Below are 25,520 nucleotides of genomic sequence, written 5' to 3'. Positions count from 1 at the left end.
GATGCAAATTCCCAATTCCACGACAAAGAGTGAGCCTCAGGCGCCGTCTGTAGTCAATGAGCCGGCCAGCTCCACTGTGTTTTCGAATCCGATTGCGCTGGTCGAACTTCTGCTGGGGCATTGGATGTGGTTAGTTGCTAGTGTGTTATTATGCTCTCTTCTTGGAGGTGCATACGCTTACTTTGCTACACCTATTTATCGCGCCACTGCCCGTATTGAAATTTTCAATGATAGCCGAGTGGAAACGCGTGCAAAAACTAAGTATGATCAGCAAGAGCAGAGCATGTTGCGCCAACTTCTATTGTTGAACAGTCAGCGGTTACATCAGCAGGTTCGGTTGGAATTGGCTCCAGAATGGAAAACACGTCTCATTCCATCTGAATTGTATGTCGAGTTTAATGTGAAAAGTGTGGCTGGTTCTAATGGATCCATGATCGATTTCACCGTGGATTCTGTGAATGCACAATACTCTAAGGACTATGTGTTGAGTATGATCGATGTGTATCGTAGGTTGCGTTTGGAAAAGCTAACTGAGGTCAATGAAAGCGCACTGTCAGGGTTAAAACGTGAAGAGACGCGTGTCTTGGAAGAATTAGAGCAGGCTAGGGAGGCTTTGGATATTTTTGAGAGTCAAAATCAAGTGTTTCTGCGGCAGGAGCGCTTGGATATGAATATGGCTTTTATCGATCAATTGCTCTCTCGATTACAAGAAGTCCGTGTAGAGCGAGTCTTGCTTGGTCAGCAATACGAACAGATACTTGGAACGAATGTCCTCACTGTTCATGAAGCATTGGCGATGACCCGTGAGACTGAAGCGGGTAGTCAAGCTGCCCTTGACGGGGATTCGGGAAGGCCAGGTGATGCTGTCGAGGGCCAAGGGCTTGCAGTTGTAGGTGAGAGCTCTGTCAACCTGTACGGAAGTCTCGAAGCTCGGAGTCAGTGGGAGCGTGCTCAAGCTCAGTTGGTCGCTTTGATGAATCAATTGGAGCAACAGGGCAAAGTTCTGAAGAGCACGCATCCCCGGATGATCGAGTTGAAGCAGGAAATTGAAAGTGTGCGTAGTTCCTTGGCAAATCTGAACGATTTGTCGTTGAAGCGTTTTAAAGCTCGTTTCGAAGCATTGAAATTGCAGGAGTCGAGTATCGAAGCGGTCATTGAAAATTGGCATCAAAAGCGCGAGATCGGTTTTGAGGAGGAGAATGAACATCGGCAGATTTTATCTCGTGTGAAGCATTTGGAGAAAAAGTATAATCTAGTTTATGGACGTTTGCTGGAGAATACGGGTACATCCGAATCGTTTTTCTTACGTGAAATTCAGGAAGCCCAAGCGAGGACAGCTCCGATTCAGCCGCAAGTGATGAAAATATTGCTAGCTTCGGTGGTACTTGGAATGGTGGCAGGGGGCGGGCTCATTTTAGGGCTAGAGTATTTGAAACCGACTCCTGTAAACGTGATTCAGTTGCAGCGTGATTATAATCTGTTGATGTTGGCGCAAATCAGGCGGTGGGATTTATATTTGTCACCCAATCAGTTTAACCCGGAGTCGGATATTTTCGTTGCGGCGAAGGGGACTAATCAGGTCGCAACGGAAACATATCGACGTATTCGGCTGAATTTACTGAAGCAATTTGGTGAAGGGTCGGCAGTTTCATTTACTATTACCTCGAGTAATTCGGGCGATGGTAAGACCTTTAATGTCGCGAATATTGCGCTTCCTTTTGCATGGGTTGGTAAGCGTGTGTTGCTTATTGATGCAGATCTGCGACGTGGTAGTCTAACGCGCCGATTGCTGGGCCGGGAGCTCCGGCATGGCCTTGCGGATTGGTTAGCCGATGATTCATGTGATGTGAGGACCCATATTATGAAGGTGAAGCATGAGCCATTGTCTATCTTGCCTTCGGGTGTTTTTAATGACTCGCTTCCCGAATTGGTTCAGACTGAGAGGTTGCGTGATTTGCTTCAGTCCTTGCATGAAGATTTTGATGTGATCATTGTAGATACGGCACCAGTTAATATTTTCTCTGAGTCGATGCCGTTCTGTCAGGCTACCGGTGGAGTCGTGGTAATGATGGACTCATTATCTAAGCAATCGAGTGTGGAGAATTGTCTCTCTGAGTTGCGAGGCATGCGTTTGCTAGGCTTTTGTGTTAATAATGTCGATGACTCTTATTTGCGCAGCCACGGATATGATACCTATGGCAATTATGGAATGAGTCATATTGAGAGTGCATTCGTGTATGGGATGAATTGTGAATTGCCTAAAAAGAAGCGTTGGAAGTTTGGTTTATGACGCGTATCGAGTCCATAGGGTGGCTTCGGCGCGTCGCTCTCTTATGTCTCATTGTATATTGTGTGAGCGCTTTGCTGAGTGCTACAATTTGTTGGTGGCCTGTTTATTCAGGAGTGGCACCGCTTTGGTATGCACTGTTGTTTTTTCCTAAGTGGTGGGCGGGTGTATTGCTTGTATGTGCAATACCAGCAATATTCTATTATGGAAGCAGGGCGATTGTCGTGTTGATGATCTGTGCTGTATTACAAGTGATTTATTATAGCGGTATGCGCTTTCATCCTTTGGCTGCTCAACGTTCACATTCATTGAGTGTTATGACCTTGAATGCAGGCCAGAGTCTTGTGGATCTTGCTTCGTTGAAGTCGTTTCTACTGGAGACTTCGTTGGATGTGATTGCGTTCCAAGAGTTGTCGCAGGATGTTGCCGTGGATCAAATTTTGATGTCACCGGATTGGTATTTTTTGAGGCGTGGGCAGTTGGTGGTCGCGAGTCGTTACCCGGTTGAATACGTGGCCTCTCTGAGGCGGTCAGAAATTGTTGAGGCTGGCGGATATGGCTTAGTCTATTTGGTGGTTGATGTCATTTTGCCTGATCGCAATTTACGCCTAATGAATGTGCATCTCGATACGCCTCGGGGTGGCTTGGAGCCATTGTTGCATCTGACTTTGGATTTGAACGGGTTGCGCAATAATTTTAGACGCCGCTATCATGAAGCATCGATTGTTGCAGATGATATGAGGCGACTTGGTGTTTCGTTGGCGCTCGGTGACTTCAATATGCCCTATGAGAGTCCTTTGTATCAGTGCTTTTTGGGGAATTATGGTAATGCGTTCGATATCTGCGGAAATGGGTTTGGTGCAACCAAATATACTTCGTGGCATTCCATCCGAATTGATCATGTATTGCATACATCTGAGATGAAATCAATGCGTGCTGAAGTTGAGGAAAGCCTTGGCAGTGATCATAGGCCACTTTTAGTCGATTTAGTATTTTATGAATAGACTTTAGGGTGTTTCCTTGTTGGAAATAAGTAATCATGTCTAAATTCAGTCTAAGTGTGTTACTGCAATCTCATAATGGTGTTCGCTGGGTATTGTTGGACTTCTTTATAGGCGCTTGTGCTATGTTTATAGGCTTGGTTTTGTCGCCATATGTAGATGTTTACGAAGTTTATAATCGTGTAGTTGTCTGTGTGGGATACGGGATTGTCTTAGTTCTTTGCGTGCGTTTATGCGGCTTGTATGCGCATCGAATGCAGCATTTGTTTTCTCGATACGATATTTTACTTGGTTCAATTCAGGCTTCTATTTTTGCATTTGTGGCGATTGGGTTAATTGTTAACTTTAGTCACCTTCATGTATTTGGTCGCTATGTCGTCGTCAGTGTAGTTGTTCTTAGTTTTATTGGTCTCTCCTGCACCCGCATGCTGGCTAAATTGTATTTGGCGCGGAACCCTTTGCGCATAGTCTTATTGGGTTGTAATCAGTTGGCGCGAGAGTTTGTGGAGCGTGTCTCCTCGGATCCACACTTTGAAATCGTTCGGGTTGCTAACGTGGGGGATTGTGTGAATCCATGTCGTGAATACGGAGTGGATTGTCAGGTGATTGATGACGTTCATTTGTTTGCAAAGCGTTTGAGTGAGGCAAATGTCGAAATTGTGGTTTCGTGCTATGAAGGCTCCATTCCCGAGAATATGTATGATTTGGTGGAGTTACTGCCGTTTCAGCACATTGATTTTTTAAATAAGGGCGCCTTTTTGGAAGTGTTTTTCCGGGAGGTGACCGTTTCGTATCGTAACTTGCATTGGCAAGGTGCTAATTTTTTTAAGCCCGCAAGGGGAGCTGTGACTTCCTTGAAGCGTTTGATTGATATAGGAGTGAGTTTGTTGGCATTACTGCTCACTTTCCCCTTATGGTTGGTGGTGATAGTTTTAGTTAAATTGGACAGCTCGGGGCCTGCATTCTATTCGCAGACACGGGTGGGGCTGTTAGGGCGACCATTTAGGATTTTTAAATTTCGCACGATGACCACTGAGGCTGAAAAGAATGGTGCACAATGGGCAACTAAGGATGATGTGCGGGTCACTCGTGTTGGAGGAGTTTTACGTAAGACTCGACTGGACGAATTGCCACAGCTGTGGAATGTCCTCAAAGGGGACATGTCCTTAGTAGGCCCTCGTCCCGAAAGACCTGAGTTTGTTGAAATTCTAAAAAAAGAAATACCATTGTATGAATGGCGTTATTTGGTGAAGCCGGGTTTAACTGGATGGGCGCAGATTTTATTTAAGTATGGCGAGAGCGTTGCCGATGCGCGTCGAAAATTGCAGTATGATCTTTTTTATATTAAGAACTTCTGTATTACCCTGGATTTACAAATTTTAATACGAACGATTCCGCTGATTATGAAGGGGAGTCAGTAAATATAGAATGAACTAAAATTCTTACAGGAGTAAGATATTATAACAGGAGTCGTCGGGTAAATTATGCGAGTCGTTCAGATAAATTCTAGTGATACTGGTGGTGCGGCTCGCGCGGCCCTTCGCTTGCATGCAGGAATGCTCATGCAGGGAGTGGATTCGAGGTTTTTAGTGAAAAACAAGAATGCTGAAGATTCTCCTGTAACTAAAATCCCTTATCATGAGTATCGACGTGGATTAAGCCGCTATTTGAGAACGCGCTGGGATTGGCGACGGCAGCGGCACCTTCAAAGTGGACGCAAGACCTCTACATTCTTTAGTGAGTGTCGAAGCGATTTCCGTCCTGCGCATTTCGAAGAAATTTTGCGAGATGTGGATATTCAGCATTTGCATTGGACTCCCTGGTTGATCGATTGGCCGACGATTCTTCCGTGGATGGTCAGTCGTGCACCAATTGTTTGGACACTGCACGACATGAATGTTTTGCAGGGCATTTGGCATTATACGCCTGCTGAGAACGATTTTACCCCTAGATTAAAGCGACTAGATCAGCAAACGCTAGAGCGGAAGCGTGCGGTGCTATCAGCATTGCCCACATCACGATTGGTCTTTGTCGCACCTTCACGTTGGCTCTATGACTCACTTAAGGAGCGCGATCACACGTCTCGCTTTTTATGTAAGTGCATACCTTATGGAATCGATACTGCGACTTTTGCACCAATCGACAAATATCAAGCTCGAGCCGCGCTCGGATTACCGCGTGATAAGAAGATTGTTGGGTTTGCTTGTGAATCAGTAGCAGATCCACGCAAAGGGGGGCAGCTCTTACAGCAAGCACTCCTTGGCATTGAGGATGCGGACCTAGTTCGGGTATCTGTTGGAACGAGCGCTATCGAAGCGTCCGAGCGGCATATTGCGCTGGGGCGATTAGATTCAGATGAGAAACTTGCGCTCTTTTATTCCTCGCTTGACCTGTTCGCTGTGCCTTCGTTGCAAGATAATTTACCGAACACGGTGTTAGAGTCTATGGCCTGTGGCACCCCTTGTGTCGGTTTTGATGTTGGGGGCTTACCAGACATGATTCGTCCAGGTCATACTGGGTTTCTCGCTCCTGTGGGGGATGTGCAGGCGCTGTCGGCACAGATTTCAAAGGCAGTGTCAGATTGCGGTCAGTTAGAAGTTTACGGAGCGAACTGTCGTGAAGTGGCTTTGAATGAATACACTCTTGAGCTCCAAGCAAAGCGCTACATTGATTTGTATCAACAACTTCTCAGCGAGGGTTCATGATGACAGCAGCTAAGGTCAGCATTTGTTTGCCCGTATTGAACGGGATCGATTATTTAGCGCCACGTATGGAGAGCCTAATCTGTCAAAGTTTCGAGGATTGGGAACTGATTGTCGCGGACAGCTTTTCGGATGATGGAAGTTGGGAGTATCTTCAAACATTCAAAAATGATCCACGTGTACGGCTGTATCAAATACCGAAAGAGGGCATCTATCCTGCTTGGAATTTTTGTATCGAACAGGCGCGTGGTGACTATCTTTATATCGCGACGGCTGATGATACCGCGGATACACAATTGATCGAACGATTGTCTGAGCTGTTGGATCGTTTTACTGATGTATCTATAGCGACGTGTGCTTTTGATTACATTGATGAGAATGGTGCGATTCTTCGTGAAGCAGGTAGCTTTGGTGGGCGATTTTATGGAGCTGATTTAGATCGTGCGCACCGTCGTCCCGGCCTGATGGAGTTTCTTGTGCATAGTTTTTTTGGTCCTTCTTGGACGACAATTACCAGCGTGCTCTTTAGGCGAAGTATTTTCGAGCAGGTTGGTTTATTTCGCTGTGATTTGGGACCGTATGCTGACAATTTCTGGGCGCGTCTCGCAGCGCTTGAAAGTGATACATTGTATATTCCCGAGCGACTCGCGACGTGGCGCATACATCCGCAGCAGCGTTCCCGTGGTAGATCCAGTCAACATACGACTGCTAAAGCTATGGCAGGTGCTGCGGTTTTATCGACCGTCGAAGATCGTTTGCCAGCAGAGTGGAAGGCCTTACCTCATTGGCGAAAGACCTTGTTGCAAACTGACTGGAACGAGTATTTTGGGCAGTTTAATCTCTATCGGCACAAACTAAGAAGCCATCCTTCTGCTTTTATGTTAGGTTTGCTGTCGGCACTAGGCCGCAATCCCGCCTATGTCGCGCAGCAATTATGTAAGGGCTTTCCCGCTGCACCAAATAGTAATTTAGAGGATGAGGTTCGGATAATTGAGCAGTTTTGTCAGCTCGTGAAACCAGCGCTCAGAGTGGAAGAATTAGCATAGTATGGGAATTGATAAGCAAGATTTGCCCTATTACCTGATGCCACGTCCACCCCAGAGTGCGATTGATATTCAATCAGGTGTGGATCGTTATCTTTTTATTTTGTTACAGGCTCAGGCGTGTATTTACCGCCCAGTTGATGACTGTGTGATGAGCCCTGTCATTGAGCCAAAGCTTGAGTCAGTGGCAGAAATGCCGATGCCGAAGCTGCTCCCTGAGATGCGTCAGGAAAAAGCAGCAGCTGGTGGCGTGTTGGCTACGCTTAAACTAATTGTTGGCTATACCCGGCAATTACTGCAACTGCGTAAACAATTATCAGAGCTTCCGAATCGGTCTGAAGGGCTGATTCATGTCAATCGGGTGGGCTGTGAAATTCAAACGATTGCGGCACGCTTAGCGGGCTTTTCTACGGTGGTTACCACGGTGCATAATTTACCTGGCGAAGATGCACCGGCGCAGCATTGGTTTCGTCGTTGTATCGAGTGGCTTTCGTTTGCTTGTGGTGATCGGCATATTTGTGTCTCGCATGCGACCTTTGATGCCTGGCACCAGCGTGTGGGTTTACGTCGGGATCAAGTGGAAATTATCTATAACGGTATGACGCCTCCTGATTATAGTCAGTTCGATCGCGATCAGTATCGTTCCAAACTGTTACCCGCGGCGACTGATGCGGTATGGATCGGTATCTGCGCACGCTTACATCCGATGAAAGGGCATGCCGTATTACTACAGGCTTTTGCACGTTTGCTGCAAGGCGGAGAACATCCAGAGGTCGCTTTAGTGATTGCAGGCAGCGGTGGCTTGGATCAAGAGCTGCAACAATTGGCAAAAGACTTAGAGATCGAGGATTCGGTCTATTTCTTGGGGCACCGAACCGATGCGATTGAGTTTGCTGCCGCGATTGATATCAATGTGCTCCCTTCCATTCACTCGGAAACCTTGGGGTATAGTTTGATCGAAGCAATGTTTGCCGCGCGTCCCTCTGTGGTCAGTGATGTGGGAGGTATGAAAGAGTTAGTTCAGAATTCAGGAGGGGGCAAAGTTGTTAAAGCCTACGATGTGGAGGCTTTGGCCGATGCCCTCGCGTGCTACCTTTCTAATCCCACGCAGATGGTGGCGGACGGTCAGAAGGCTCAGAGCTATGCCTTGGAGCATTTGACCGCTGATAAAATGGCCGCTGCAACAATGGAGGCGTACGCAAAGCTAGTATAATATGGAACGGATTGCAATTGCATCGACAGGGCTAGGGCACGTCTCACGTGGCATTGAAACATGGGCGCTTGATACGGCGCAGGCTTTACATGCGCGTGGTGTAAATGTCACTTTATTGGGGGCTTGGGGGGATGCGATCCCTCAGCTGGCAGGAGGTGTTGATTGTGTCTCGATTGATTGTTTACGACGCGATGATCCTGCGAATGCAAAATGGCTGCGTCGCTTACCTCGCTTTATTTGGCGATTCGGGATAACGGGTGCTTACGGATTAGAGCAGTGGACCTTTTGGTGGCGGCTCTGGCCTGTGCTGCGAGCTGGCAAATACACCATCCTACATGTGCAAGATCCCATGCTAGCGTTGTGGTGTCGCCGCTTTCGCAGAATGGGGCTGGTCCAGGCGAAAGAAATCTTAGCGCATGGCACCGAGGAGAGTGCTCAGTTCTTAAAGCCTTTTGATTACTTGCAGCATTTGGCGCCCTGGCATCTTGAGCAAACGGTGCAACGCCTAGAGCTGTCATCACCGCCCGCGGGCTGGTGTGCTTTGCCCAATTTTGTCGATGTGGATGCCTTCGCTCCAGTGGCTGATGATGACTTACGCCAGCAACAACGTGCCGAGCTCAGAAGTAAACTGGGCATTTCGCAGGATAGCCTAGTATTTGTCTGTGTGGCGGCGGTGAAAGTCTTCCACAAGCGAATCGATTTTTTGATTCAAGAGTTTGCGTCATTTCTTGAACATGCCGCTGTCGATGCCGCGCCTGTGCATTTGATTATAGCAGGCGCGCGTGATCGTGAAACAGATGCCTTGCTGGAGATGAGTCAATCGCTGGGGCAGGGGCGTATCCATATTTTATTGAATCAGAAGCGAGCAGAGATGCCTGCCTTGTTAAATACGGCGGATTGTTTTGTTCTGGCCTCGCTGTTTGAAATGATGCCGATCGCGATCTTGGAAGCGCTGGCTGCGGGCTTGCCTGTGATTGCCAATACGCACCCGGTTTTAGAGTGGATGGTCGGTCCCGGTGGGCAGTGTTTTGATATTGAAGCGGAGGGTTCATTAGCCGCCGCATTCGGCACGGTTGATCGTGATTGGGTCCAAGTTAAAGGCGCGGCGGCACGCCAGCACGCGCTGGATTGTTACTCGACCGATGCCGTGGTCGAGACTTACTTGAAGTATTACCGAGAGGTGGTGGACGTATGAAGGTCTCTGTCATTATTCCTGCATACAACGCGAAGGCGACAATCGATGAGACCTTGGCTTCGTTAACATCGCAGACTTTTCAAGAGTTTGAAATTGTGCTCGTCGACGATGGTTCGGTGGACGGCACGGCGGATTATGTGCGCGAGCGTTACCCACAGGTGCGTGTGTTTTCACAAGCCAATGCCGGGCCTGCGGCCGCTAGAAATTATGGAGTTCGAGAATCGCAAGGCGAGTGGTTGGCCTTTCTAGATGCGGATGATGCTTGGTTGCCTTGGCGTTTACAATTGCAGTTAGACTTAGCGGCGAAGTTCCCCGATGTCGGCATGTTTTGCGGGCAGACCACAGATTTAGTCGCGTCGGTGCCCGCGCCTTCAGCGGAGCAGTCGCTGGCGGATGGTTTTGTACAATTCTTATCGGTGGCGGATTTTGTCTCTTCCAATCCAGTGGCAACGACGACTGTTTTGTTAAAGAGGACGCTCTTTCTCACATGTGAAGGTTTTGATACGCAGTTTATAGGACCCGAGGATTACGAACTGTGGATGCGTATCACAGCTCACAGCGCGGTAGGAAAGTTGCAGTATCCGGTGAGCCGCTACCGTGACGAAGTCGGCAGTTTGAGCCGCAATCATGAGACTTTTTTGCCTGAGGTGCTAAGAGTTGTCGAAAAGGCCTATGCACCTGGAGGCGTCTTACGCGGGCATGGTTCCAAGGGGCGCGCTTTGGCCGTGCAATACATGGGCGCTTCCTGGATGGCCTCTGAGTCTCAAATGAACGGGGCAGCGCTGAAGCTCTTGTTGCGTTCTTATTGGGCCTGTCCACTGCCTTTACAGATACCAGGCAAGCGTCGGCATCTGCGAACTATACTATTACTGGCGGCTTTGAAGGGGCTTTTTTAAAATGCGTGTGCGCGTAGAGCTTTGGTCCAATCGTCCGCACCTGCAGCAGTTGCTGACAGGCTTGCATCGGCTGCATCACCAGCGAGAGATTCGACTCGAACAGCATTTTATTGCGGCGCCTGCTGCGACCTATGCGGATGCAGCAGCACATTTAGTCGATGCGCAGATGGCACACTGTCGTGTGGTATTAGCGGATGGGCGTAAGTTGTATTTTGATTTGCACGACAGTCATGAGATTCATCTTGGAGGCTTGGACTGGTGCGATGTTTACTACAAGCGCGGCTTCATCCCAGCTGTCGCTGCTAGCTCCGATAAAGTGCGACCCTACGGCCTCAATTATTTGGTTTATGATGATCAGGTAGATTGGCATTTATTAAAGCGGCAGTTGCATTTTGAACCCGCTGATTGGCCGCGTCATCTTTGTGCCTTTGGGGGGATGGATCGTGTGCTGAGGGATCGCTTTATTCTGCCGCGTCTTTCTCAGTGTGAACAAGCGCCCACTCCCGGATGTTATCGAACAATACTTTTTCAGACACGCTTGTGGGACCCCGCAGAGGCGCCCTCGGCAGAAAAAGCCAGCGAGTGGCAGGTAATCAATGAGTTTCGCGTCGATTGTGTGCGCGCGCTGAAGTTACAGTTTCCGCAAGCATTTCGTGGTGGCATTGCACCCTCTGCCTTTGCGCAATCATACTGTGATCGAGATTTATTGTGCGATGCGTATGCATCACAAAAAGTGGGTTACTTTAAATTACTGCGCGAACCTTCGATCGCAGTCAGCTCCGCTGGACTGCACCAATCGAATGGTTGGAAATTACCTGAGTATCTCGCTTTTTCCAAACCGATCATAGCAGAACCACCCGTGCATACGATTCCCGGAGGATTTGAAGAGTCGAAGAACTGTTTTTATTTTCAATCCGTTGATTCTTTGTTGCAGCATGCGCAGCGCTTGTTGAGTGATACAGCTTTGGCGGATGCGATGGCGCAGGCCAATTGGACTTATTATCAGTCATACATGAGGCCTGAAATTCGGGTGGCTGCGATGTTAGGTATTCGCGGACGAAGAGGCTTAGCCTGATGTTATGTTCTATAAGTAATTTAAAATCATTGTGATAGCTATTTTAATTGAATCCGAACCCGACAACCATAATTCTTAGATCTTATGCGAACCCTGCTCAATGTGAGTTCAAGTTTTATCCGGCACCCATCTGTGTTTCTGGAGAAAAAAAACTATTTATTGATGATCGGGCATATGCGTGGTTACACGACTCTCATCGCTCACATTTTAGGGAGTCATCCCGAGATCACAGGTTACACTGAAAACCACATCCCATACCGTAATTTTGTCGACCTGATGCGGATACGGCATCGCGTGGGCAGCTTGCATGGTGGGCACTTGCCCGGGCGTTTTGTCTTTGATAAGTTGCTGCATAATTTTGAGATATCGGACTGGGCGATTCAGAATCAAAGTATTCGTTTTTTTATTACGATCCGGGAGCCGATCGCTACATTGGAGAGTATCTATAGGATGAAAGAAAAACTAAGCGATGGAGTCACACCTGACATGGAGGGGGACATTTTGCCTAATTACATCAGGCGCTTGGATGGAATTGTTGATTTAGCCAAACGCTTAAAAGGTAATTACTTTTTTATGAAAGGCGAAGACTTGGTGGAGGATGCCGAAGCGACACTGGCGGCCCTGACTCAGTGGATCGGTCTAGATACTGCTTTAAAACCCGAATACCAGATCTTTGATCAGACTGGAACGGCTGGGTTCGGGGACTATTCCGCTAACATTCAATCGGGTGAGATTTTAAAAGCGCGCACGCAAAGCTCTCCACTGGTGATTTCAGAAACGCTTAAAGCGCTGGCGATTGAAAAGTATCAGACTGTACTGCGCCAGTTAAGCGCTGGGCAGAAGTTCTCCGATTCGATCTGAGTCGTTTAAAAATTTATTCTTATGAATTTCAAAGCATTACTTAAGCGGGTATATTTATATAGTTTACCGGATAACACTGTTTCGCGTGGAGTGTTTTCGTTGATCCGAAAAATGATCGATGTCCTAGCTTTAGGTTGGGATTGGTTGAGCAAGACTTTTTGGGTGGAGCCGCTTTTTCGCTCTCAACATCAGGCCGGGAAGGAGCTTTGGATTGAGCGTAGCCCCTACATTGCAGGACAGGGCAAAATTCGTTTGGGGGAGCGAGTGCGACTTTCTGGGAAAGTTGGTTTTTCTTTTATGCCATTAAATGACGGCACGCTGGCTGAAATAATTGTGGGCGAAGATAGCTTTATTGGCTCGCAGTGCTTCTTTTGTGCGGCTGAGAGAATCGAGATCGGGCGGCATTGCTTAATTGCTGCGGAAACGACGATTCGTGATAACGATGGGCATCCTCTGGACGCGTTGCGGCGGCGTGAGAATGCCCGTTTGAATGCGGATGAGGTGCGCGCCGTGACGATTGGCGATGACGTATGGATCGGTAACCGTGCCATGATTCTGAAGGGAGTCACCATCGGCGACCGCGCAATTGTCGCTTCCTGTGCCGTGGTGACCAAGGATGTGGCGGCAGATACCATTGTGGCGGGCAATCCCGCGCGCGTGGTGCGAGAGTTACCGCAGGTGGAGGAGCCTCTGCGATGAAACGTATCGCGCATCTAGTCATCAATTTGAACCACGGCGGCGCGGAGCAACTGGTGGTGCGCTGGGCCTTGCAACGTTTGCAGCAAGATGCGCAGTCGACCTATGTGATCACACTTGATGAGCCCGGTGCGCTGGCGGAGCAATTGCCGCAGACCAACCACTACTGTTTATCAGCTCAACGACAGCGCAAGCCCTGGGATCGCACGGCGATGCGCCGTTTGCGGCAATTCCTGAAAGAGAAGTCGATTGATGTGCTGCATTCGCACAATTTGGCGGCGCAGCAATACGCGGTGTTGGGCACGGTGGGCTCGGCAGTGGCACACGTGCAGACGCAGCATGGAGCCAATACACATGTTCTTGGCATGGGCAATCGCTTGCGTAGTGCCTTACTGGCGCGCTTGACCGGTGCTGTGGTTGCGGTATCTGCGGGGACGCGCGATTCGATGGCGGCTCAGCAATTTATCCCCGCGCAGAAGATTCGTTTAATTCCCAATGGCGTGGCTGCGTATTCGCAGGTGGATGAGCTGGAGGTGGCTAGGATGCGTGCCCAATACGGCTTGGATGATTGTATTGTATTTGGCTCCGTCGGGCGTTTGGCGGCAGTGAAGGGCTGGGCGCGTTTCTTACCTGAGTTTGCCGCCTTTGCCTCGCAGGTGCATGCGGTGGCGGGAGGCAAGCCTGCGAAGCTTCTACTGGTGGGCGATGGGCCGGAGCGAGCAGCGATCGAGCAGCAAGCCAAGTCGCTGGGTATTGCAGATTTGGTGGTCTTGGCTGGTTTTCAAACGGATCCACAGCCTTGGTTGGCATTAATGGACGTCTTTCTATTACCTTCATTGAGTGAGGGATTGTCGGTTGCCTTATTGGAAGCCTTGGAGGGTGGGCTCTATGCCTGTGTCACGGATGTCGGGGACTGCGGGGCTGTGGTGCGCGAAGTGGGGCATGGCACCGTGTTGGTCGACGAGCCTAGTGGGTGGTCGCAGCAATTGCTGGAAATATACCAAGCACGCCCGCCACGCCGCGTGGCTGCGCTGTCATCCAGTTCTGCGGGGCGTATTTATTCGCAAAGTCATTGTCTTGAATGCTACGAGGACTTGTATACATCGGTGGCGATCAACCCTTAACGAAGTTATTTAATTGAAAAAAGTAATCTATCATTTCCGAACCAGAGGCACCGGTCCTGAGGGCGTGCATATTGCAGGCATTGCGGAAGGTTTCGAGGAGGCGGGTTACGAGGTGTCGTTTGTGAGCCCGACGGGGCGCGATCCGCGTCAGTTCCGTGGCAGTAATCCTTTTAAGCAAAGTCGAGAGAGCTTATTGCAGCGCCTGAGTCGCTATGCGCCGCAAGTCGTCTTCGAGTGCGGTGAGATCGCCTATAATCGTTCGGCGATTCAACAGATGCAGGCGGCCATGCAGGACTGTGATTGGATTTACGAGCGCTATGCGTTCTTTTGTCATGCTGCGCAAAGCGTTGCGGAGCGATTTAAGAAGCCCTATGCGCTGGAGGTGAACGAACTGGCGGGCGATGAGCGTGTGCGCAAGCAAGTGTTGACGAAGCGCTGCCGCGAGAATGAACGTCGTATTTTACTGGGGGCGAAAGCGGTCTTTCCAGTCAGTCAGTATTTGGCGGATCGCATTGCCGAGATTGGTGTCGCACCTGAGCGGATACACGTGGTGCCCAATGGCGTGGATGCGCAGCAGTTTTTCGGGCGTGAGTTGGAGCCACGCGAGCACTTGCGTGCGCGCTACGGATTGCAAGCGGGTGATCGGGCCTATGGCTTTGTCGGCTGGTTTGTGCCTTGGCACGAGTTGGATCGATTGTTAAGTGCCTTCGCGCAGTCCTTTGCCGGCCAGTTGGATCGGAAGTTAGTGCTGGCGGGCGATGGCCCCTTGCGCGAGGCCTTGCTGGAGCAGGCGCAGGCACTGGGGATTCAGCAACAATTGTTGCTACCGGGCGCGATTGATTATGCCGATATTCCGGCATTTTTGTCAGCTTTGGATGTGGGGATCGTGCCGGCAGTGAACGCCTTTCGCTCGCCGATCAAACTCTTTGAATACATGGGGGCAGGCCTGCCGATTGTGGCGAGTCGTGTCGAAGCTGTGCAGTCTGTTTTGCCGGATATGCAATCAGCCTTTCTCTTTGATCAAACAGAGATCGCCGACCTGGTGCGTGCTTTGCAAGCAGTGGATGCCTGCGATGCTGAAGTGGTTGGGCGGGAGAATCGGGCGCTGTGTCAGCAGCAATATACTTATCAGAAGCATGCGCAGACCATATGTCAGGTGATGGAAGCTCGCTAGAACTTTGAAATACTATTACTGATGTCTATTAAAGAAGATTTAAAAGCAAAGGCACGTTGGCTGTATCAAAGCGATACGGCTGCCGCATTGGTCAAGGTGTGCCTGACTGATGGGACTTTTGCGCTGCTTTGCTACCGTGGCATGCAGTGGTCGCAGCGGGCCAAATTGACGCCGCTGACGATGGTGTTTAACAAACTGAACGTTTGGTTTGGTCAATGCATCATCGGGCGTGGGGCGGAGTTTGGAGAGCGGTTGGTTTTGATTCATAGTCAGGGGATTGTGATCAATGGCGAAGTGAGTGGCGGTGATGACATCATGATTGAGCATCAAGTGACTATTGGAGCCGAGGGGCGCCAAGCACCCCAACTCGGGAGTCGTGTCTTTATCGGGGCAGGGGCCAAAATTATCGGTGCGGTGAAGATCGGGGACGACGTGAAGATCGGCGCGAACGCGGTGGTGACTAAAGATTTGCCCGATGGGGCGACTGCAGTCGGGGTTCCCGCAAAAGTCATTAAGATCTACGGTGACCCTGTCGCGAAATAGAGGGCGTATTCAAGTATTGTATGGAAGTCGAACTGACAGAAGAAACGACGCAGGTGAGCGTGATCATTCCTTGCTTCAACGAAGAGGCGACGATCGAGCGCACGCTGAACGCCTTGCTGCAGCAGACTTTTGCGGCGTCTTTTATGGAAGTCTTTATCATTGATGGACTGTCGACGGATGCGACGCGGGAGGTGATCGCAAACTGGTCGCAGCAGCACCCCGAGTTGCAGCTACAAGTGCTGGATAACCCGGCGCGTCAGATCCCGCATGCTTTGAATCTGGGCATTGCGGCGGCGACGGCCCCCATCATTTTGCGTATGGATGCACATGCGATCCCCGCGAAGGATTATGTGGCGCGTTGTGTGGCACATATTCAAGCCGGGCGTGCGGATAATGTGGGCGGGCAGTGGGAGGTGCAATCCTCGGTGGAGACTGTTGCTGGACGAGCGATTGCGATTGCGGCGGGGCACCCACTCGGCTCGGGTGGTGCGAGTTATCGCTCCGGTGGCGAGGCGGCCGAAGTGGATACAGTGCCTTATGGATGCTTTCGAGCGGAGACACTCCGCCGTGTGGGAGCCTATGACGAGAGCTTGCTGGCGAACGAAGACTACGAGCTCAACGTAAGGATTCGCCAGAGTGGGGGCGTCGTGTATTTTGACCCGGAAATTCGTTGTGTTTACTTCTCACGTCCGACCTATGCTAGATTGTGGCAGCAATATAATAATTACGGCTATTGGAAGGCGCGCATGGCGCGGCGCTATCCGTCGACCTTACGCGTGCGTCAGTTGATGCCGCCCGTCTTGGTGCTGGTTTTCGCCTTGTCGCTCTACGCTTCTTTGATGGCAGGCGTGTTTTTGCATCCATTGGGCATCTTACTGTTGCCATGCATCTTGCTTGGGTATGCCGCGGCTTTATGCGTGGGGATGCAATTGCGTGGCCCGCGGGTGCCAATTGAGCTGCAGCTGGGTGTGCTGCGGGCGATTGTCTGTATGCATTTAGCTTGGGGCAGCGGTTTCTTGAAGGGCTGCTTATTTGCGCCGAGGTACTCTAGCTCCGTTTAGCATGTCTTTTTTCTTCATCTGTATTTACTTGTTCTTCCTGATCATTCGGCCTCAGGATTGGGCACTCCCGATGCTGGAGGTCTTTCGTCCCGTGTTGCTGACTCAGGCGCTCGCGATTGGTTTTTGTGCTTTGGAGGTAATGGGCAAGACGCTCAAGATGCCGGATAAGCGGAACCCTTGGTGGATCTTGATGGGGGGCTTGTTTTTTTCGGTGGCGATGTCGCACTTGGCCAATACTTACCTGTCTGGCTTTGTGTCGTCTGTCACTGCCTTTGGTAAAATCTTCATCACCTTCGTGGTCTTGTGGATTAATTTAAATAGTGTGAAGCGACTGGAGGTTTTTACCATCTTTCTAGTTTTGATGTCCTGCTTCATCTCGGTGAATTGTATTCTTCAAATCCAAACAGGCACTGGATTTGGAGGGTCGGAACCATTGATTCGTCCGATTCCCGGCACGGATGAATTTGTATATCAGGCTCACTATTTTGGTATCTTCGGTGATCCCAATGACACGGCTCAATTACTGACACTCGCCTTGCCGCTGACTGTATTTGTTTTAATTCGTTACCGGCATTTCTTTCTGCGGATTGGTGCCATGACTGCTTTGCTCGCAATCGTATGGGCAATTTTTACGACTGAGTCGCGTGGTGGTTTTTTATCTCTAGTGGTGACTGTCGGGGTTGCTTTTCGTAAGATGATGTCGGTCAAGCAGTTTGCATTTTGCTGCTTTTGTGGCATCTTTTTGATTACGATATTTTTGCCCTCCCGTTTTTCGGGTGGTTTGATGGATGACTCGATGCGGGAGCGCGTGAACTTTTGGGGGGAGGCGAATTACGCCTTCATTCATAAGCCTGCGTTTGGAGTGGGCTATGGCATGATTACGGATTATATTCCTAAAAATCGATCGGTGCATAATTCGTATGTTCATGCATATTCCGAACTCGGCACTTTTGGTTACACCTTTTGGTTTAGTTGCCTTGCCTTTGCATTTATTTCCTTGTGGCAGATGGCGGAGCTCAAGACTGACAGTGCAGATGATCGGCATCTCAGCTTATGGTTAAAGTGTTTGGTGCCGGGCTTGGCCGGGATGTATCTGTCAGGCTATTTTCTCTCACGTACTTATCAGTTGCCATTTTTTGTGATCTTCGCCATGTGTGCGGCCTGTTATACTTTGGTTGCCCGGCAGACTGGAGTTTTGCCACTGAACGATTATTGTTGGATCGGGGCGCGTAAGTGGTGGATTTGGCCGGGCTTGAGTGTCGCTTCGATGGTTTTTATTTATCTAAGTATACGAGTGATGAACTCGGTGGGATGATATGCGTATTATATTAGTCAGTAATTTGTATCCGCATAGCAAAGCGCCGATGCGAGCGTTGTATAATCAGCGCCATTTTCAGGCTTTGCGCAGCCTGGGCTATGAGGTGGAAGTCATTGCGCCACTGCCATGGTTTCCTGGTAAGCGTGGCTTGCCGTCGCGTATGGAGATGATGGATGGCATCGAGGTTAGGCACCCGCGTTATTTTTATACGCCCGGCTTTGCGATCCATCAGCATTGGCGCTTCTACCATTTGGCTGTGAGGCGCTTGCTGGAGCAACGCATCGCTAACTCGCAGGAGCCGGTGCATGTGGTGCTAGGTTTTGTGTATCCCGATGCGGTGGCGATGGCACCTGTGTGTGAGGGGTTGCAGGTGCCGTATTCGGTGCTGGTCTTAGGCTCGGACTTCCGTGTGAGAATACAGCAAAGTAAATTCAAGCCGCTGGTAGAGCATTGTTTACTCGCTGCGCCGCATGTGTTTTGTCCTGGGAGCGAGCTGCGTCGCGACATGTTGGATGCTGGGTTGCCTCCGGAGCGGGTGCATGCTTTCAATAATGGAGTGGAACAGGATATCTTTGCTTATCAAGGGATGCCCGCGAGTGATGGCAGTGGTGAAATTCTGTTTGTTGGGAACTTTGTCGATGTAAAAGCGCCTGCTCGTCTGTTGCAGGCTTTTGCTCAAGCTGCGCCGGACCTGGGGGCTGATGTGCGTTTAAGTATGATCGGGGCGGGGCCCTTGCGCTCGGATTTGGTGCGCCTAGCTGAAGCGCTGGGAATCACAGGTCGAATTGATTGGTGGGGGCGTCAAGCTCCCGATCGAGTGGCGGAGCGTATGCGTCAAGCGATGGCTCTGTGCTTATGTAGCCGCTCTGAGGGAATGCCAAATGTGGTGATCGAAGCTCTTGCTTGTGGTTGTCCAGTGGTGGCTACGGCCGTGGGGGAGGTTCCCCAGCTAATTAGAGCGGGAGAAAATGGTTTTGTGATTGAAGTTAACGCACATGCGGAGACTCAGATCATTGCAGACTTGGCCCGTTCACTGCGGCAAGTCCGACACACGAAGTTTGACCGTGCGTCGATTGCTGCAAGAATGTCTGGCTTCACTTGGCAGGCGGCTGCTAAGGTCTTGGCCGATGTGATTGCTCTTGATGCATCTGCTCTGGAGTCCTCACGTTTTAATAACTATGAAAGCAATTGATAAGTGGCTCATCCCCTACATGCGCTCCGTATTGAGACGTCGGCGGCGTAGTTCACAGCCTGTACACATAATGTTTGCGCTTTGTGATCATTATGAACCGCTGTCACCCGCCGCCTCACAAACAGAGGCAGTGGGCGATCAGCGTGTTGCACGTTGGCTGCAGGAATGGCCGCGGCTTGCGGGGGAGTTTCGTGATGTCGACGGGCGGCATCCTTGCCACTCGATCTTTTATCCTGCTGAAGCACCTGAAGGGGCAAAGCGTTATGTGCCGCAGTTATTGCCATTGTTAGAGTCAGGATGGGCGGAGATGGAGGTACATTTACATCACCGCGATGACACGGAAGCGGGCCTGCGGGCTCAGTTGATCGAGTTTCGCGATTATTTACATCATGAATTTGGGATTCTTGGTAAGGATCGCAGCGGCCTGCCCAAGTATGGCTTTATTCATGGAAATTGGGCTCTTTGTAATGCTCGCCCGGACGGCGATTGGTGTGGCGTGAATAATGAGTTGGATGTATTGCGTGAGACGGGCTGCTATGCGGATTTTACTTTTCCGTCGGTGCCATCGCCCACACAGCCTCGAAATTTTTGTAATGATTTGTATTGGGCAAAGGATCGAGCTGGCGTGCCGCGCTCGCATGATTTTGGGCGGCGTTTACAAGTGGGCCTCGCGCCCGAAGATAACGAACTATTGTTGGTTCAAGGCCCGGTCGCACTGAACTGGCGTAGTCGTAAATTTGGCCTGATTCCACGGATCGAAAATGCAGATATCTCTGGGGGCAATATACCCACGCCAGATCGCGTCGACCTTTGGGTTAAGCAACAAGTGCACGTGCTTGGACGAGAAAATTGGATTTTTATTAAAATGCACACCCATGGCTGTGTGGAGCGAAATGCTGAAGTTTTATTGGGCACGCGCATGCGAGGCATGTATCAACATTTGTTGCAGCAGTACAATGTAGGACGCGAGTCTGCTGTGCATTTCGTAAGTGCACGTGAATTAAGTAACATTGCACGCGCTGCAGTGGCCGGAGAGACTGGCCCTCCAGGACAATATCGAGACTGGCGCGTGGGGCGGCCTGCGATTCGGAAAGATTGATCCAGCGGGGATTTCCCCAGAGCGAGATACTGACTGAATGTGTGCTGCGGAATCACCGAATACGAACGGGTTGCCGTAATTCGTTGGATTTGAAGCTGGCGTCGAGCAGTTTTTGGATTTCGGCTCCACGGCGGAAATCGGGCTGGTCTTGCACGCCCGTGCGGATGCTCTTGATAAAACGTTGTTGGAGGTGCGGCGTGGCTTTGACTTGAACGCTTTTCCAGGTGTCGGTTTCAATGTCGGCGCCCTTGCAAATGGTATAGTCCGTATCGCTGAGTGCTGAGTCGAAAGAGACACTGCCTGCTGTGCCGGAAATTTTCAGGAAAAGTCGATTGAGGTGGCCGGTCATCCAGCGAGTGGTCTGGATGCTGCCGAGCGCGCCGTTGGCAAATTCTACTGTGATGACGGCAGTGTCGTTTGCATCGAGTTTGTATTTACCGATACGGTTGCGAGGGGCTTTTTTGAAAGTTTTGAGCTGGCAATAGATTTCCTTAATTTTGCCGGCAGGGTAGGTGGCAAAGTCTAATATGTGGACGCCGACATCGCCCAATACGCCCTTGCTTCCATGCGCACTATCGAGGCGCCAGAGCCAGTTGGGGCTGGTGCGCCAGTCGCCCCATTGTTTACTGACCAGCCAGGACTGGTGATAGCTGGCTTCAATATGGCGAATTTCTCCGATTTTGCCCGTTTGTACGATGTGGGCAATTTTTTGTAGCGGGGCCCAATTGCGATAAGTGAAGTGGACCATGTTAATCACTCCTGCTTTGTCTGCGGCGTCGGCCATGGCTTTGGCGTCGGGATAGTTTAGCGCGAGTGGTTTTTCGCAGAGCACATGCTTGCCGGCTGCGAGGCATTCCAGCGTAATGGCTTTGTGGAATGGGTCGGGGGTGACGATGGAGACGGCGTCGATTTCAGATTTAGCGAGTAGTTCTGCAGTGGTTGTGTAGGTCTCGGCGATGCTGTGCTCGGCAGCGAAGGCTGCGAGGCGTTCCGGATCCGTATCAACGCCTGCGACCAGTTTACAGCCAGCTACCTGAGCGAAGTTGCGCGCGTGGAAGAGTGCCATACCGCCAGTGCCGATGATGGCGACGCGGATGGGGGAAGTCTTTTTCTTGGGCATTAGAATGGAGCGTTGAGAATTTTATTTGTGTCCGATGGTGGGACGATTGTCTGCTTCGGGGTCCTCTGGCAGGGGTTCCAGTGCCGGGCTGTTGGGGCAATTGTCGGGAATGCAAACATTTGGTCTGGCCCAGCGCACGGCGTTAGTGATGATTTTTTGTACCTCCGCTTGATGGTAGGTGGGGTAGGTTTCGTGCCCTGGGCGGAAGTAGAAGATTTTACCGTGGCCACGTGTCCAAGTGGCACCACTGCGAAAGACTTCGCCGCCGGTAAACCATGAAATTAAGAGTTGCTCATCGGGCTGGGGAATTCCGAAGGGTTCACCATACATTTCTTCTTGTGGAATTTCGAAGTAATCGCCGATGCCCTGTAAGATCGGATGTGAGGGCATGGTGTTCCACAAGCGTTCTTTATCGGTGGACTCACGCCATTTCAGGGAGCAGCTGGTGCCGAGGAGTGCTTTGAATATTTTAGCGTAGTGACCCGAGTGGAGTACGATTAAGCCCATGCCTTCCAATACGCGGGTTTTAACCTTTTCCACAATTGCATCGGATACTTCGCCATGTGCCATGTGGCCCCACCAGATCAGTACGTCAGTGTGGCTTAATACCTCTCCGTCGAGTCCGTGTTCCGGCTCATCAAGCGTGGCGGTGCGCAGCTCATAGTCGGCCTCTTTCCCTAGAAAGTTTGCGATCGTCGTATGCATGCCTTCGGGGTAGATGCTCGCGACTTTAGGATTCGACTTCTCATGGCGAAATTCATTCCAGACAGTGACTTGGATTTTTGTGTTCATAGGACTCACTTGTGTGTGGTGGGGCGTGTGATTTTTTTGTAAGAGATCAGTTGTGATTAATCTATGGAATTACAGTTATGAAATTGGATAAACCGAGATTAAAGAATCGCACAGATCTGTGAATTATAGTACAAAACCTGCATGGCCGTATTCTCGGAAGATAGAGTTAAGGAAGACTTTTCGCAGCTGATCCGGCGGCATTTGAAACGCTTGCGAGCTGGACGGGTTCGTGTCCATTTACCGGAGCGTTGTCAGTTACATACGCGGCAAGAGAATGCGTTTTTTCATCCCGAGCCAGAGTTCTTTATACAGACTGGCGGAGCGACTGATTTTGTATGCCCTGGGGCGAGTTTTCGTTTAAACACTGGTGATATGTGCGTGATACCACGCGGGTTACCACATGCGGAAACACCGATTGACTTAAAAAGGCCATATCGTGTCTTGGTGGTGGGGCAGAGCTTTATCCTGGAGGGGCGTGCGGACCCACAGCGACGTATTTTAAGTGAGCCCTCTTTGCTGTGGGAGAAACGTGTGCGACCTTTTGAGTGGATGCGCTATTTAGATGACCTTGCGGAACATCATAGTTTACCTGAACCTGACCGAGTGGATTTTGTTCGTTCTCTGGTGGATGCTTTTTTGCTGGGTGTGCTATATGAGCTCGGACGAGCGCCAGACGCGGGGCGAGTGATTGAGCCGCCACTTGTGGTGGAGGCTCGCAAGTATGTACGTATTCATTTAAATGAGACAAGTTTGAGCGTGCGTGAGATTGCGGATGCGCTGGCTTGCACGCCCGATCATTTGTCGCGGCAGTTTCATCAAGTTGTCGGTCTCAAATTGATGGCATGGATCGCGCAAGAGCGTATCGCACTGGCGAAGAATCTATTAAAGGAGACGCGGCATAATGTCGCCGAGGTCGGGTGGGCTTCCGGTTTTAATGAACCATCGTATTTTATCCGGGTTTTTAAGCGCTATACCGGACTGACTCCACGCGGGTACCGCATGAGCCTGTTCTCGAAGTGACTGCTACTCTGCCTGACTCTTCTGCACGCTTACATCACGCAGATAGCGGAAGTATTCGGAGTCAGTTCCAAGTATCAAGGTAGAGCTGGGGCCAACTGTCTTGGGATAACTTTCCAAGGTACGTAGAAAGGCGTAAAACTCTGGGTCGGCTCCGAAGGCTTCACTATAGATGCGTGAGGCTTCGGCATCGGCTTGGCCGCGTATGACCTCGGCTTTGCGGTTCGCTTCAGATTGTATTTCCGCCAGCGAGCGTTTAGTATCGCCGTCGATTTCGGCCGCCCGGCCTTGTCCTTCAGATCGGAATTGCTCTGCGATGCGTTGCCGTTCGGCGATCATACGGTCAAAGACACGCTGTTCGACTGCTTCGACATAGTCGATGCGCTTGATGCGTATGTCGACCAGTTCGATGCCCAATTCCGGCATTTGGCTGGCGGCTTGATCGAAGATGGATTTGACTAATTCCTGTCGGCCGGTTTGGACCTCTTGTAGTAGGATTTCTTCATCGTCTTCGCCGCTGAGTTGCACGCGTGCGAGGTCAGCTTCACTGATTTTCCAGTCTTTGGAACGAATAATTTCGACGAGATCGGTGGAGGAGATTTTATCCCGAACGACCGAGTCCAAAATGTCGTTGAGGCGCATGGTGGCACCGCGCTCGTTTTGCACGCGCTGCATGAAGACGAGAGGGTCGACGATTCGCCAGCGAGCGGTGGTGTCCACTGAGATGAATTGCTCGCCACGCGTTGGGATTTGGTTGGGATCGCCATCCCATGAGATGACTCGTTTGTCGAAGCGACGCACCTCTTGAATAAAAGGTGTCTTGAAGTGCAGCCCTGGTGTGGTCACAGGCTCGCCGACGGGAGCGCCGAGTTGCACGATGACGGCTTGTTCGGCTTCGTCTAAAATATAGATCGAAGCGCGTAGGCCGATGACTATTGCGATTAGCAAAATGAGCCCGGCGATAAATGGGATTTGTTTATTGTTCATGACTAGCGATTGGCGGGCAGTGACATCCGGGCATCACCTAAGTTTAGCAGTGGTAGAGGGGCGGTTTGATTTTCGTCCATGATGAAAATTTTGCCGGCTTGAGGCAGCACATCATCGATCATTTCAAGATACATGCGTTGTCGGGTGACATCGGGTGCGTCGCGATAGGCCTGATAGATGGCTGTGAAACGTTCCGCTTCGCCCTTGGCATCGTTGATGCGCTTGGCTGCATAACCTTGGGCCTCTGCGATGACTTGCCGTGCTTCACCTTCTGCACGGGGCACCACTTGATTGCGACGTTTCTCGGCTTCGTTAATAAAGCGTTCGCGCTCTTGTTCTGCCTGGTTGACTTCATTAAAGGCTGGTTTAACCGGCCCCGGTGGGGTGACATCCTGCAGTTCGATGGTGCTGATTTGAATGCCTAGATCGAAGTAATCCATTGCTTTTTGCAGTTCGATGCGAGAGCTGTTGGCTACTTGCACACGTTTCTCGGTTAAGACATCACTACCGAGACTGTTACCTACGATGCGGCGCATGACCGATTCGGATACATCGCGTAGGGTCTGTTCCGGGCTGCGAACTCTGTGTAAGAATTTATCCGGATCACTGACTCGGTATTGCACCACCCATTCCACATCGATGACTTTTAAGTCGCCGGTCAACATCAGCGATTCATCGCGGTGTGCTTGGTCCTTACGATAGCTGGTGCGCCCGTCGATGCCTTGGGTGCGAAAGCCGAATTCTTGTTTGAGCACACGGGCGGTGGGTACCATTTGCGCCGTGTCGATGCCGAAGGGGAGTTTGAAGTGTAAGCCTGGTTGTTTGAGCGCGACCACTCGACCGAAACGTTTGACGACCGCTTCTTCCTCGGGCTGGACAATGTAGTAGCTCGACAAGGCACCCAGAGCGACGATGATCAGTAGGGGCACGATTAGAATGAGCTTCCTGTAACGCCGTAAGGCATCCCAGTCTATATCATCCAGAGGATTTCTTTGCATCGGAGGAGGGGCGTTTCTATTCATATCAAATTACTATCGTTAGTTCGGCAGCCAACGAAGTTTTTATCGTTCTGCAAATGTTCTGATTCGATTGCTTGGAATCTGCACAATCAGCGATGCTCACAG

At 50.5% G+C, this 25,520-nt stretch carries 23 protein-coding genes; 19 read left to right on the top strand and 4 right to left on the bottom strand.

Annotated elements, in window-relative coordinates:
* Position 1: 1 nt before the first annotated feature.
* The 18 genes from SH580_RS08415 (at position 2) to SH580_RS08330 (ending at position 20,480) form a co-directional block, all read left to right on the top strand.
* On the top strand, positions 2-2,290 hold the full coding sequence (locus SH580_RS08415; RefSeq protein WP_319834561.1) for a GumC family protein: 2,289 nt from the start codon (positions 2-4) through the stop codon (positions 2,288-2,290).
* Positions 2,291-2,352: 62 nt separating this feature from the next.
* Positions 2,353-3,291, top strand: a complete 939-nt coding sequence (locus SH580_RS08410) for an endonuclease/exonuclease/phosphatase family protein (protein WP_319834560.1) — start codon at positions 2,353-2,355, stop codon at positions 3,289-3,291.
* A gap of 35 nt (positions 3,292-3,326) precedes the next feature.
* On the top strand, positions 3,327-4,709 hold the full coding sequence (locus SH580_RS08405) for a sugar transferase (protein ID WP_319834559.1): 1,383 nt from the start codon (positions 3,327-3,329) through the stop codon (positions 4,707-4,709).
* A gap of 168 nt (positions 4,710-4,877) precedes the next feature.
* Positions 4,878-5,993: a glycosyltransferase gene (locus SH580_RS08400; RefSeq protein ID WP_345786217.1), complete on the top strand. Its 1,116-nt coding sequence runs from the start codon at positions 4,878-4,880 to the stop codon at positions 5,991-5,993.
* Positions 5,990-7,036, top strand: coding sequence for a glycosyltransferase family 2 protein (locus tag SH580_RS08395; RefSeq protein WP_319834557.1), 1,047 nt, complete (start codon positions 5,990-5,992; stop codon positions 7,034-7,036). The genes SH580_RS08400 and SH580_RS08395 overlap by 4 nt, the downstream gene beginning before the upstream one ends.
* Before the next feature lies 1 nt (position 7,037).
* On the top strand, positions 7,038-8,246 hold the full coding sequence (locus SH580_RS08390) for a glycosyltransferase family 4 protein (RefSeq protein WP_319834556.1): 1,209 nt from the start codon (positions 7,038-7,040) through the stop codon (positions 8,244-8,246).
* A 1-nt stretch (position 8,247) separates the two neighbouring features.
* Positions 8,248-9,441 (top strand): glycosyltransferase family 4 protein, encoded by a 1,194-nt coding sequence (locus SH580_RS08385; protein ID WP_319834555.1) that lies wholly within the window; start codon positions 8,248-8,250, stop codon positions 9,439-9,441.
* A complete protein-coding gene (locus tag SH580_RS08380; RefSeq protein WP_319834554.1) occupies positions 9,438-10,337 on the top strand; it encodes a glycosyltransferase family 2 protein in 900 nt (299 codons plus the stop codon). Before SH580_RS08385 ends, SH580_RS08380 begins: the two co-directional genes overlap by 4 nt.
* Position 10,338: 1 nt before the next feature.
* Positions 10,339-11,412 carry a glycosyltransferase gene (locus tag SH580_RS08375; RefSeq protein WP_319834553.1) on the top strand — a complete coding sequence of 358 codons (1,074 nt, stop codon included), beginning with the start codon at positions 10,339-10,341 and terminating at the stop codon, positions 11,410-11,412.
* A gap of 84 nt (positions 11,413-11,496) precedes the next feature.
* Positions 11,497-12,273 carry a sulfotransferase family protein gene (locus SH580_RS08370; RefSeq protein WP_319834552.1) on the top strand — a complete coding sequence of 259 codons (777 nt, stop codon included), beginning with the start codon at positions 11,497-11,499 and terminating at the stop codon, positions 12,271-12,273.
* 21 nt (positions 12,274-12,294) lie between these two features.
* Complete coding sequence (locus tag SH580_RS08365; RefSeq protein ID WP_319834551.1) at positions 12,295-12,972, top strand: acyltransferase; 678 nt, start codon at positions 12,295-12,297, stop codon at positions 12,970-12,972.
* Entirely contained in the window at positions 12,969-14,093 is a 1,125-nt protein-coding gene (locus tag SH580_RS08360) for a glycosyltransferase (protein ID WP_319834550.1), read from the top strand. Before SH580_RS08365 ends, SH580_RS08360 begins: the two co-directional genes overlap by 4 nt.
* A 13-nt stretch (positions 14,094-14,106) precedes the next feature.
* Complete coding sequence (locus tag SH580_RS08355) at positions 14,107-15,267, top strand: glycosyltransferase family 4 protein (protein ID WP_319834549.1); 1,161 nt, start codon at positions 14,107-14,109, stop codon at positions 15,265-15,267.
* A gap of 21 nt (positions 15,268-15,288) precedes the next feature.
* Positions 15,289-15,810: a serine O-acetyltransferase gene (locus SH580_RS08350; protein WP_319834548.1), complete on the top strand. Its 522-nt coding sequence runs from the start codon at positions 15,289-15,291 to the stop codon at positions 15,808-15,810.
* Positions 15,811-15,830: 20 nt separating this feature from the next.
* The gene (locus SH580_RS08345; RefSeq protein WP_319834547.1) at positions 15,831-16,871 is read left to right on the top strand and encodes a glycosyltransferase family 2 protein; all 1,041 of its coding nucleotides are present in this window, start codon (positions 15,831-15,833) and stop codon (positions 16,869-16,871) included.
* A 1-nt stretch (position 16,872) separates the two neighbouring features.
* Positions 16,873-18,186: an O-antigen ligase family protein gene (locus SH580_RS08340; protein WP_319834546.1), complete on the top strand. Its 1,314-nt coding sequence runs from the start codon at positions 16,873-16,875 to the stop codon at positions 18,184-18,186.
* A 1-nt stretch (position 18,187) separates the two neighbouring features.
* Positions 18,188-19,381, top strand: coding sequence for a glycosyltransferase (locus SH580_RS08335; protein WP_319834545.1), 1,194 nt, complete (start codon positions 18,188-18,190; stop codon positions 19,379-19,381).
* Positions 19,368-20,480: a hypothetical protein gene (locus SH580_RS08330; RefSeq protein ID WP_319834544.1), complete on the top strand. Its 1,113-nt coding sequence runs from the start codon at positions 19,368-19,370 to the stop codon at positions 20,478-20,480. Before SH580_RS08335 ends, SH580_RS08330 begins: the two co-directional genes overlap by 14 nt.
* 52 nt (positions 20,481-20,532) lie before the next feature.
* On the opposite strand, the gene SH580_RS08325 is transcribed toward SH580_RS08330, so the two are convergent.
* On the bottom strand, positions 20,533-21,600 hold the full coding sequence (locus SH580_RS08325) for a Gfo/Idh/MocA family protein (protein WP_319834543.1): 1,068 nt from the start codon (positions 21,598-21,600) through the stop codon (positions 20,533-20,535).
* Positions 21,601-21,621: 21 nt separating this feature from the next.
* Complete coding sequence (locus SH580_RS08320; RefSeq protein WP_319834542.1) at positions 21,622-22,392, bottom strand: ThuA domain-containing protein; 771 nt, start codon at positions 22,390-22,392, stop codon at positions 21,622-21,624.
* Positions 22,393-22,533: 141 nt separating this feature from the next.
* Here SH580_RS08320 and SH580_RS08315 point away from each other — a divergent pair, with 141 nt between their 5' ends.
* Positions 22,534-23,412: a helix-turn-helix transcriptional regulator gene (locus SH580_RS08315; RefSeq protein WP_319834541.1), complete on the top strand. Its 879-nt coding sequence runs from the start codon at positions 22,534-22,536 to the stop codon at positions 23,410-23,412.
* 3 nt (positions 23,413-23,415) lie between these two features.
* Here SH580_RS08315 and hflC read toward each other — a convergent pair whose 3' ends face one another.
* Both hflC and hflK read right to left on the bottom strand, forming a co-directional pair.
* Positions 23,416-24,396 carry a protease modulator HflC gene (gene hflC / locus SH580_RS08310; protein ID WP_319834540.1) on the bottom strand — a complete coding sequence of 327 codons (981 nt, stop codon included), beginning with the start codon at positions 24,394-24,396 and terminating at the stop codon, positions 23,416-23,418.
* A gap of 2 nt (positions 24,397-24,398) precedes the next feature.
* Positions 24,399-25,394: an FtsH protease activity modulator HflK gene (gene hflK, locus SH580_RS08305; RefSeq protein WP_319834539.1), complete on the bottom strand. Its 996-nt coding sequence runs from the start codon at positions 25,392-25,394 to the stop codon at positions 24,399-24,401.
* Positions 25,395-25,520: the final 126 nt, after the last annotated feature.

Origin of the sequence: Coraliomargarita algicola (assembly GCF_033878955.1) — a bacterium.
In the GTDB taxonomy this organism is placed as follows: domain Bacteria; phylum Verrucomicrobiota; class Verrucomicrobiia; order Opitutales; family Coraliomargaritaceae; genus Thalassobacterium; species Thalassobacterium algicola.
The sequence above is the reverse complement of the archived record's forward strand: the minus strand, read 5'-3'. Positions and strand labels throughout refer to the sequence as shown.

What these genes read in the sequence shown, in the direction of transcription:
- SH580_RS08365 (WP_319834551.1), top strand. Translation starts at nt 12,295, where the DNA reads ATGAATTTCAAAGCATTACTTAAGCGGGTATATTTATATAGTTTACCG.
- SH580_RS08375 (WP_319834553.1), top strand. Translation starts at nt 10,339, where the DNA reads ATGCGTGTGCGCGTAGAGCTTTGGTCCAATCGTCCGCACCTGCAGCAG.
- SH580_RS08380 (WP_319834554.1), top strand. Translation starts at nt 9,438, where the DNA reads ATGAAGGTCTCTGTCATTATTCCTGCATACAACGCGAAGGCGACAATC.
- hflC (WP_319834540.1), bottom strand. Translation starts at nt 24,396, where the DNA reads ATGAACAATAAACAAATCCCATTTATCGCCGGGCTCATTTTGCTAATC.
- SH580_RS08320 (WP_319834542.1), bottom strand. Translation starts at nt 22,392, where the DNA reads ATGAACACAAAAATCCAAGTCACTGTCTGGAATGAATTTCGCCATGAG.
- SH580_RS08415 (WP_319834561.1), top strand. Translation starts at nt 2, where the DNA reads ATGCAAATTCCCAATTCCACGACAAAGAGTGAGCCTCAGGCGCCGTCT.
- hflK (WP_319834539.1), bottom strand. Translation starts at nt 25,394, where the DNA reads ATGCAAAGAAATCCTCTGGATGATATAGACTGGGATGCCTTACGGCGT.
- SH580_RS08395 (WP_319834557.1), top strand. Translation starts at nt 5,990, where the DNA reads ATGATGACAGCAGCTAAGGTCAGCATTTGTTTGCCCGTATTGAACGGG.
- SH580_RS08405 (WP_319834559.1), top strand. Translation starts at nt 3,327, where the DNA reads ATGTCTAAATTCAGTCTAAGTGTGTTACTGCAATCTCATAATGGTGTT.
- SH580_RS08385 (WP_319834555.1), top strand. Translation starts at nt 8,248, where the DNA reads ATGGAACGGATTGCAATTGCATCGACAGGGCTAGGGCACGTCTCACGT.
- SH580_RS08350 (WP_319834548.1), top strand. Translation starts at nt 15,289, where the DNA reads ATGTCTATTAAAGAAGATTTAAAAGCAAAGGCACGTTGGCTGTATCAA.
- SH580_RS08325 (WP_319834543.1), bottom strand. Translation starts at nt 21,600, where the DNA reads ATGCCCAAGAAAAAGACTTCCCCCATCCGCGTCGCCATCATCGGCACT.
- SH580_RS08315 (WP_319834541.1), top strand. Translation starts at nt 22,534, where the DNA reads ATGGCCGTATTCTCGGAAGATAGAGTTAAGGAAGACTTTTCGCAGCTG.
- SH580_RS08330 (WP_319834544.1), top strand. Translation starts at nt 19,368, where the DNA reads ATGAAAGCAATTGATAAGTGGCTCATCCCCTACATGCGCTCCGTATTG.
- SH580_RS08340 (WP_319834546.1), top strand. Translation starts at nt 16,873, where the DNA reads ATGTCTTTTTTCTTCATCTGTATTTACTTGTTCTTCCTGATCATTCGG.
- SH580_RS08370 (WP_319834552.1), top strand. Translation starts at nt 11,497, where the DNA reads ATGCGAACCCTGCTCAATGTGAGTTCAAGTTTTATCCGGCACCCATCT.
- SH580_RS08345 (WP_319834547.1), top strand. Translation starts at nt 15,831, where the DNA reads ATGGAAGTCGAACTGACAGAAGAAACGACGCAGGTGAGCGTGATCATT.
- SH580_RS08360 (WP_319834550.1), top strand. Translation starts at nt 12,969, where the DNA reads ATGAAACGTATCGCGCATCTAGTCATCAATTTGAACCACGGCGGCGCG.
- SH580_RS08335 (WP_319834545.1), top strand. Translation starts at nt 18,188, where the DNA reads ATGCGTATTATATTAGTCAGTAATTTGTATCCGCATAGCAAAGCGCCG.
- SH580_RS08390 (WP_319834556.1), top strand. Translation starts at nt 7,038, where the DNA reads ATGGGAATTGATAAGCAAGATTTGCCCTATTACCTGATGCCACGTCCA.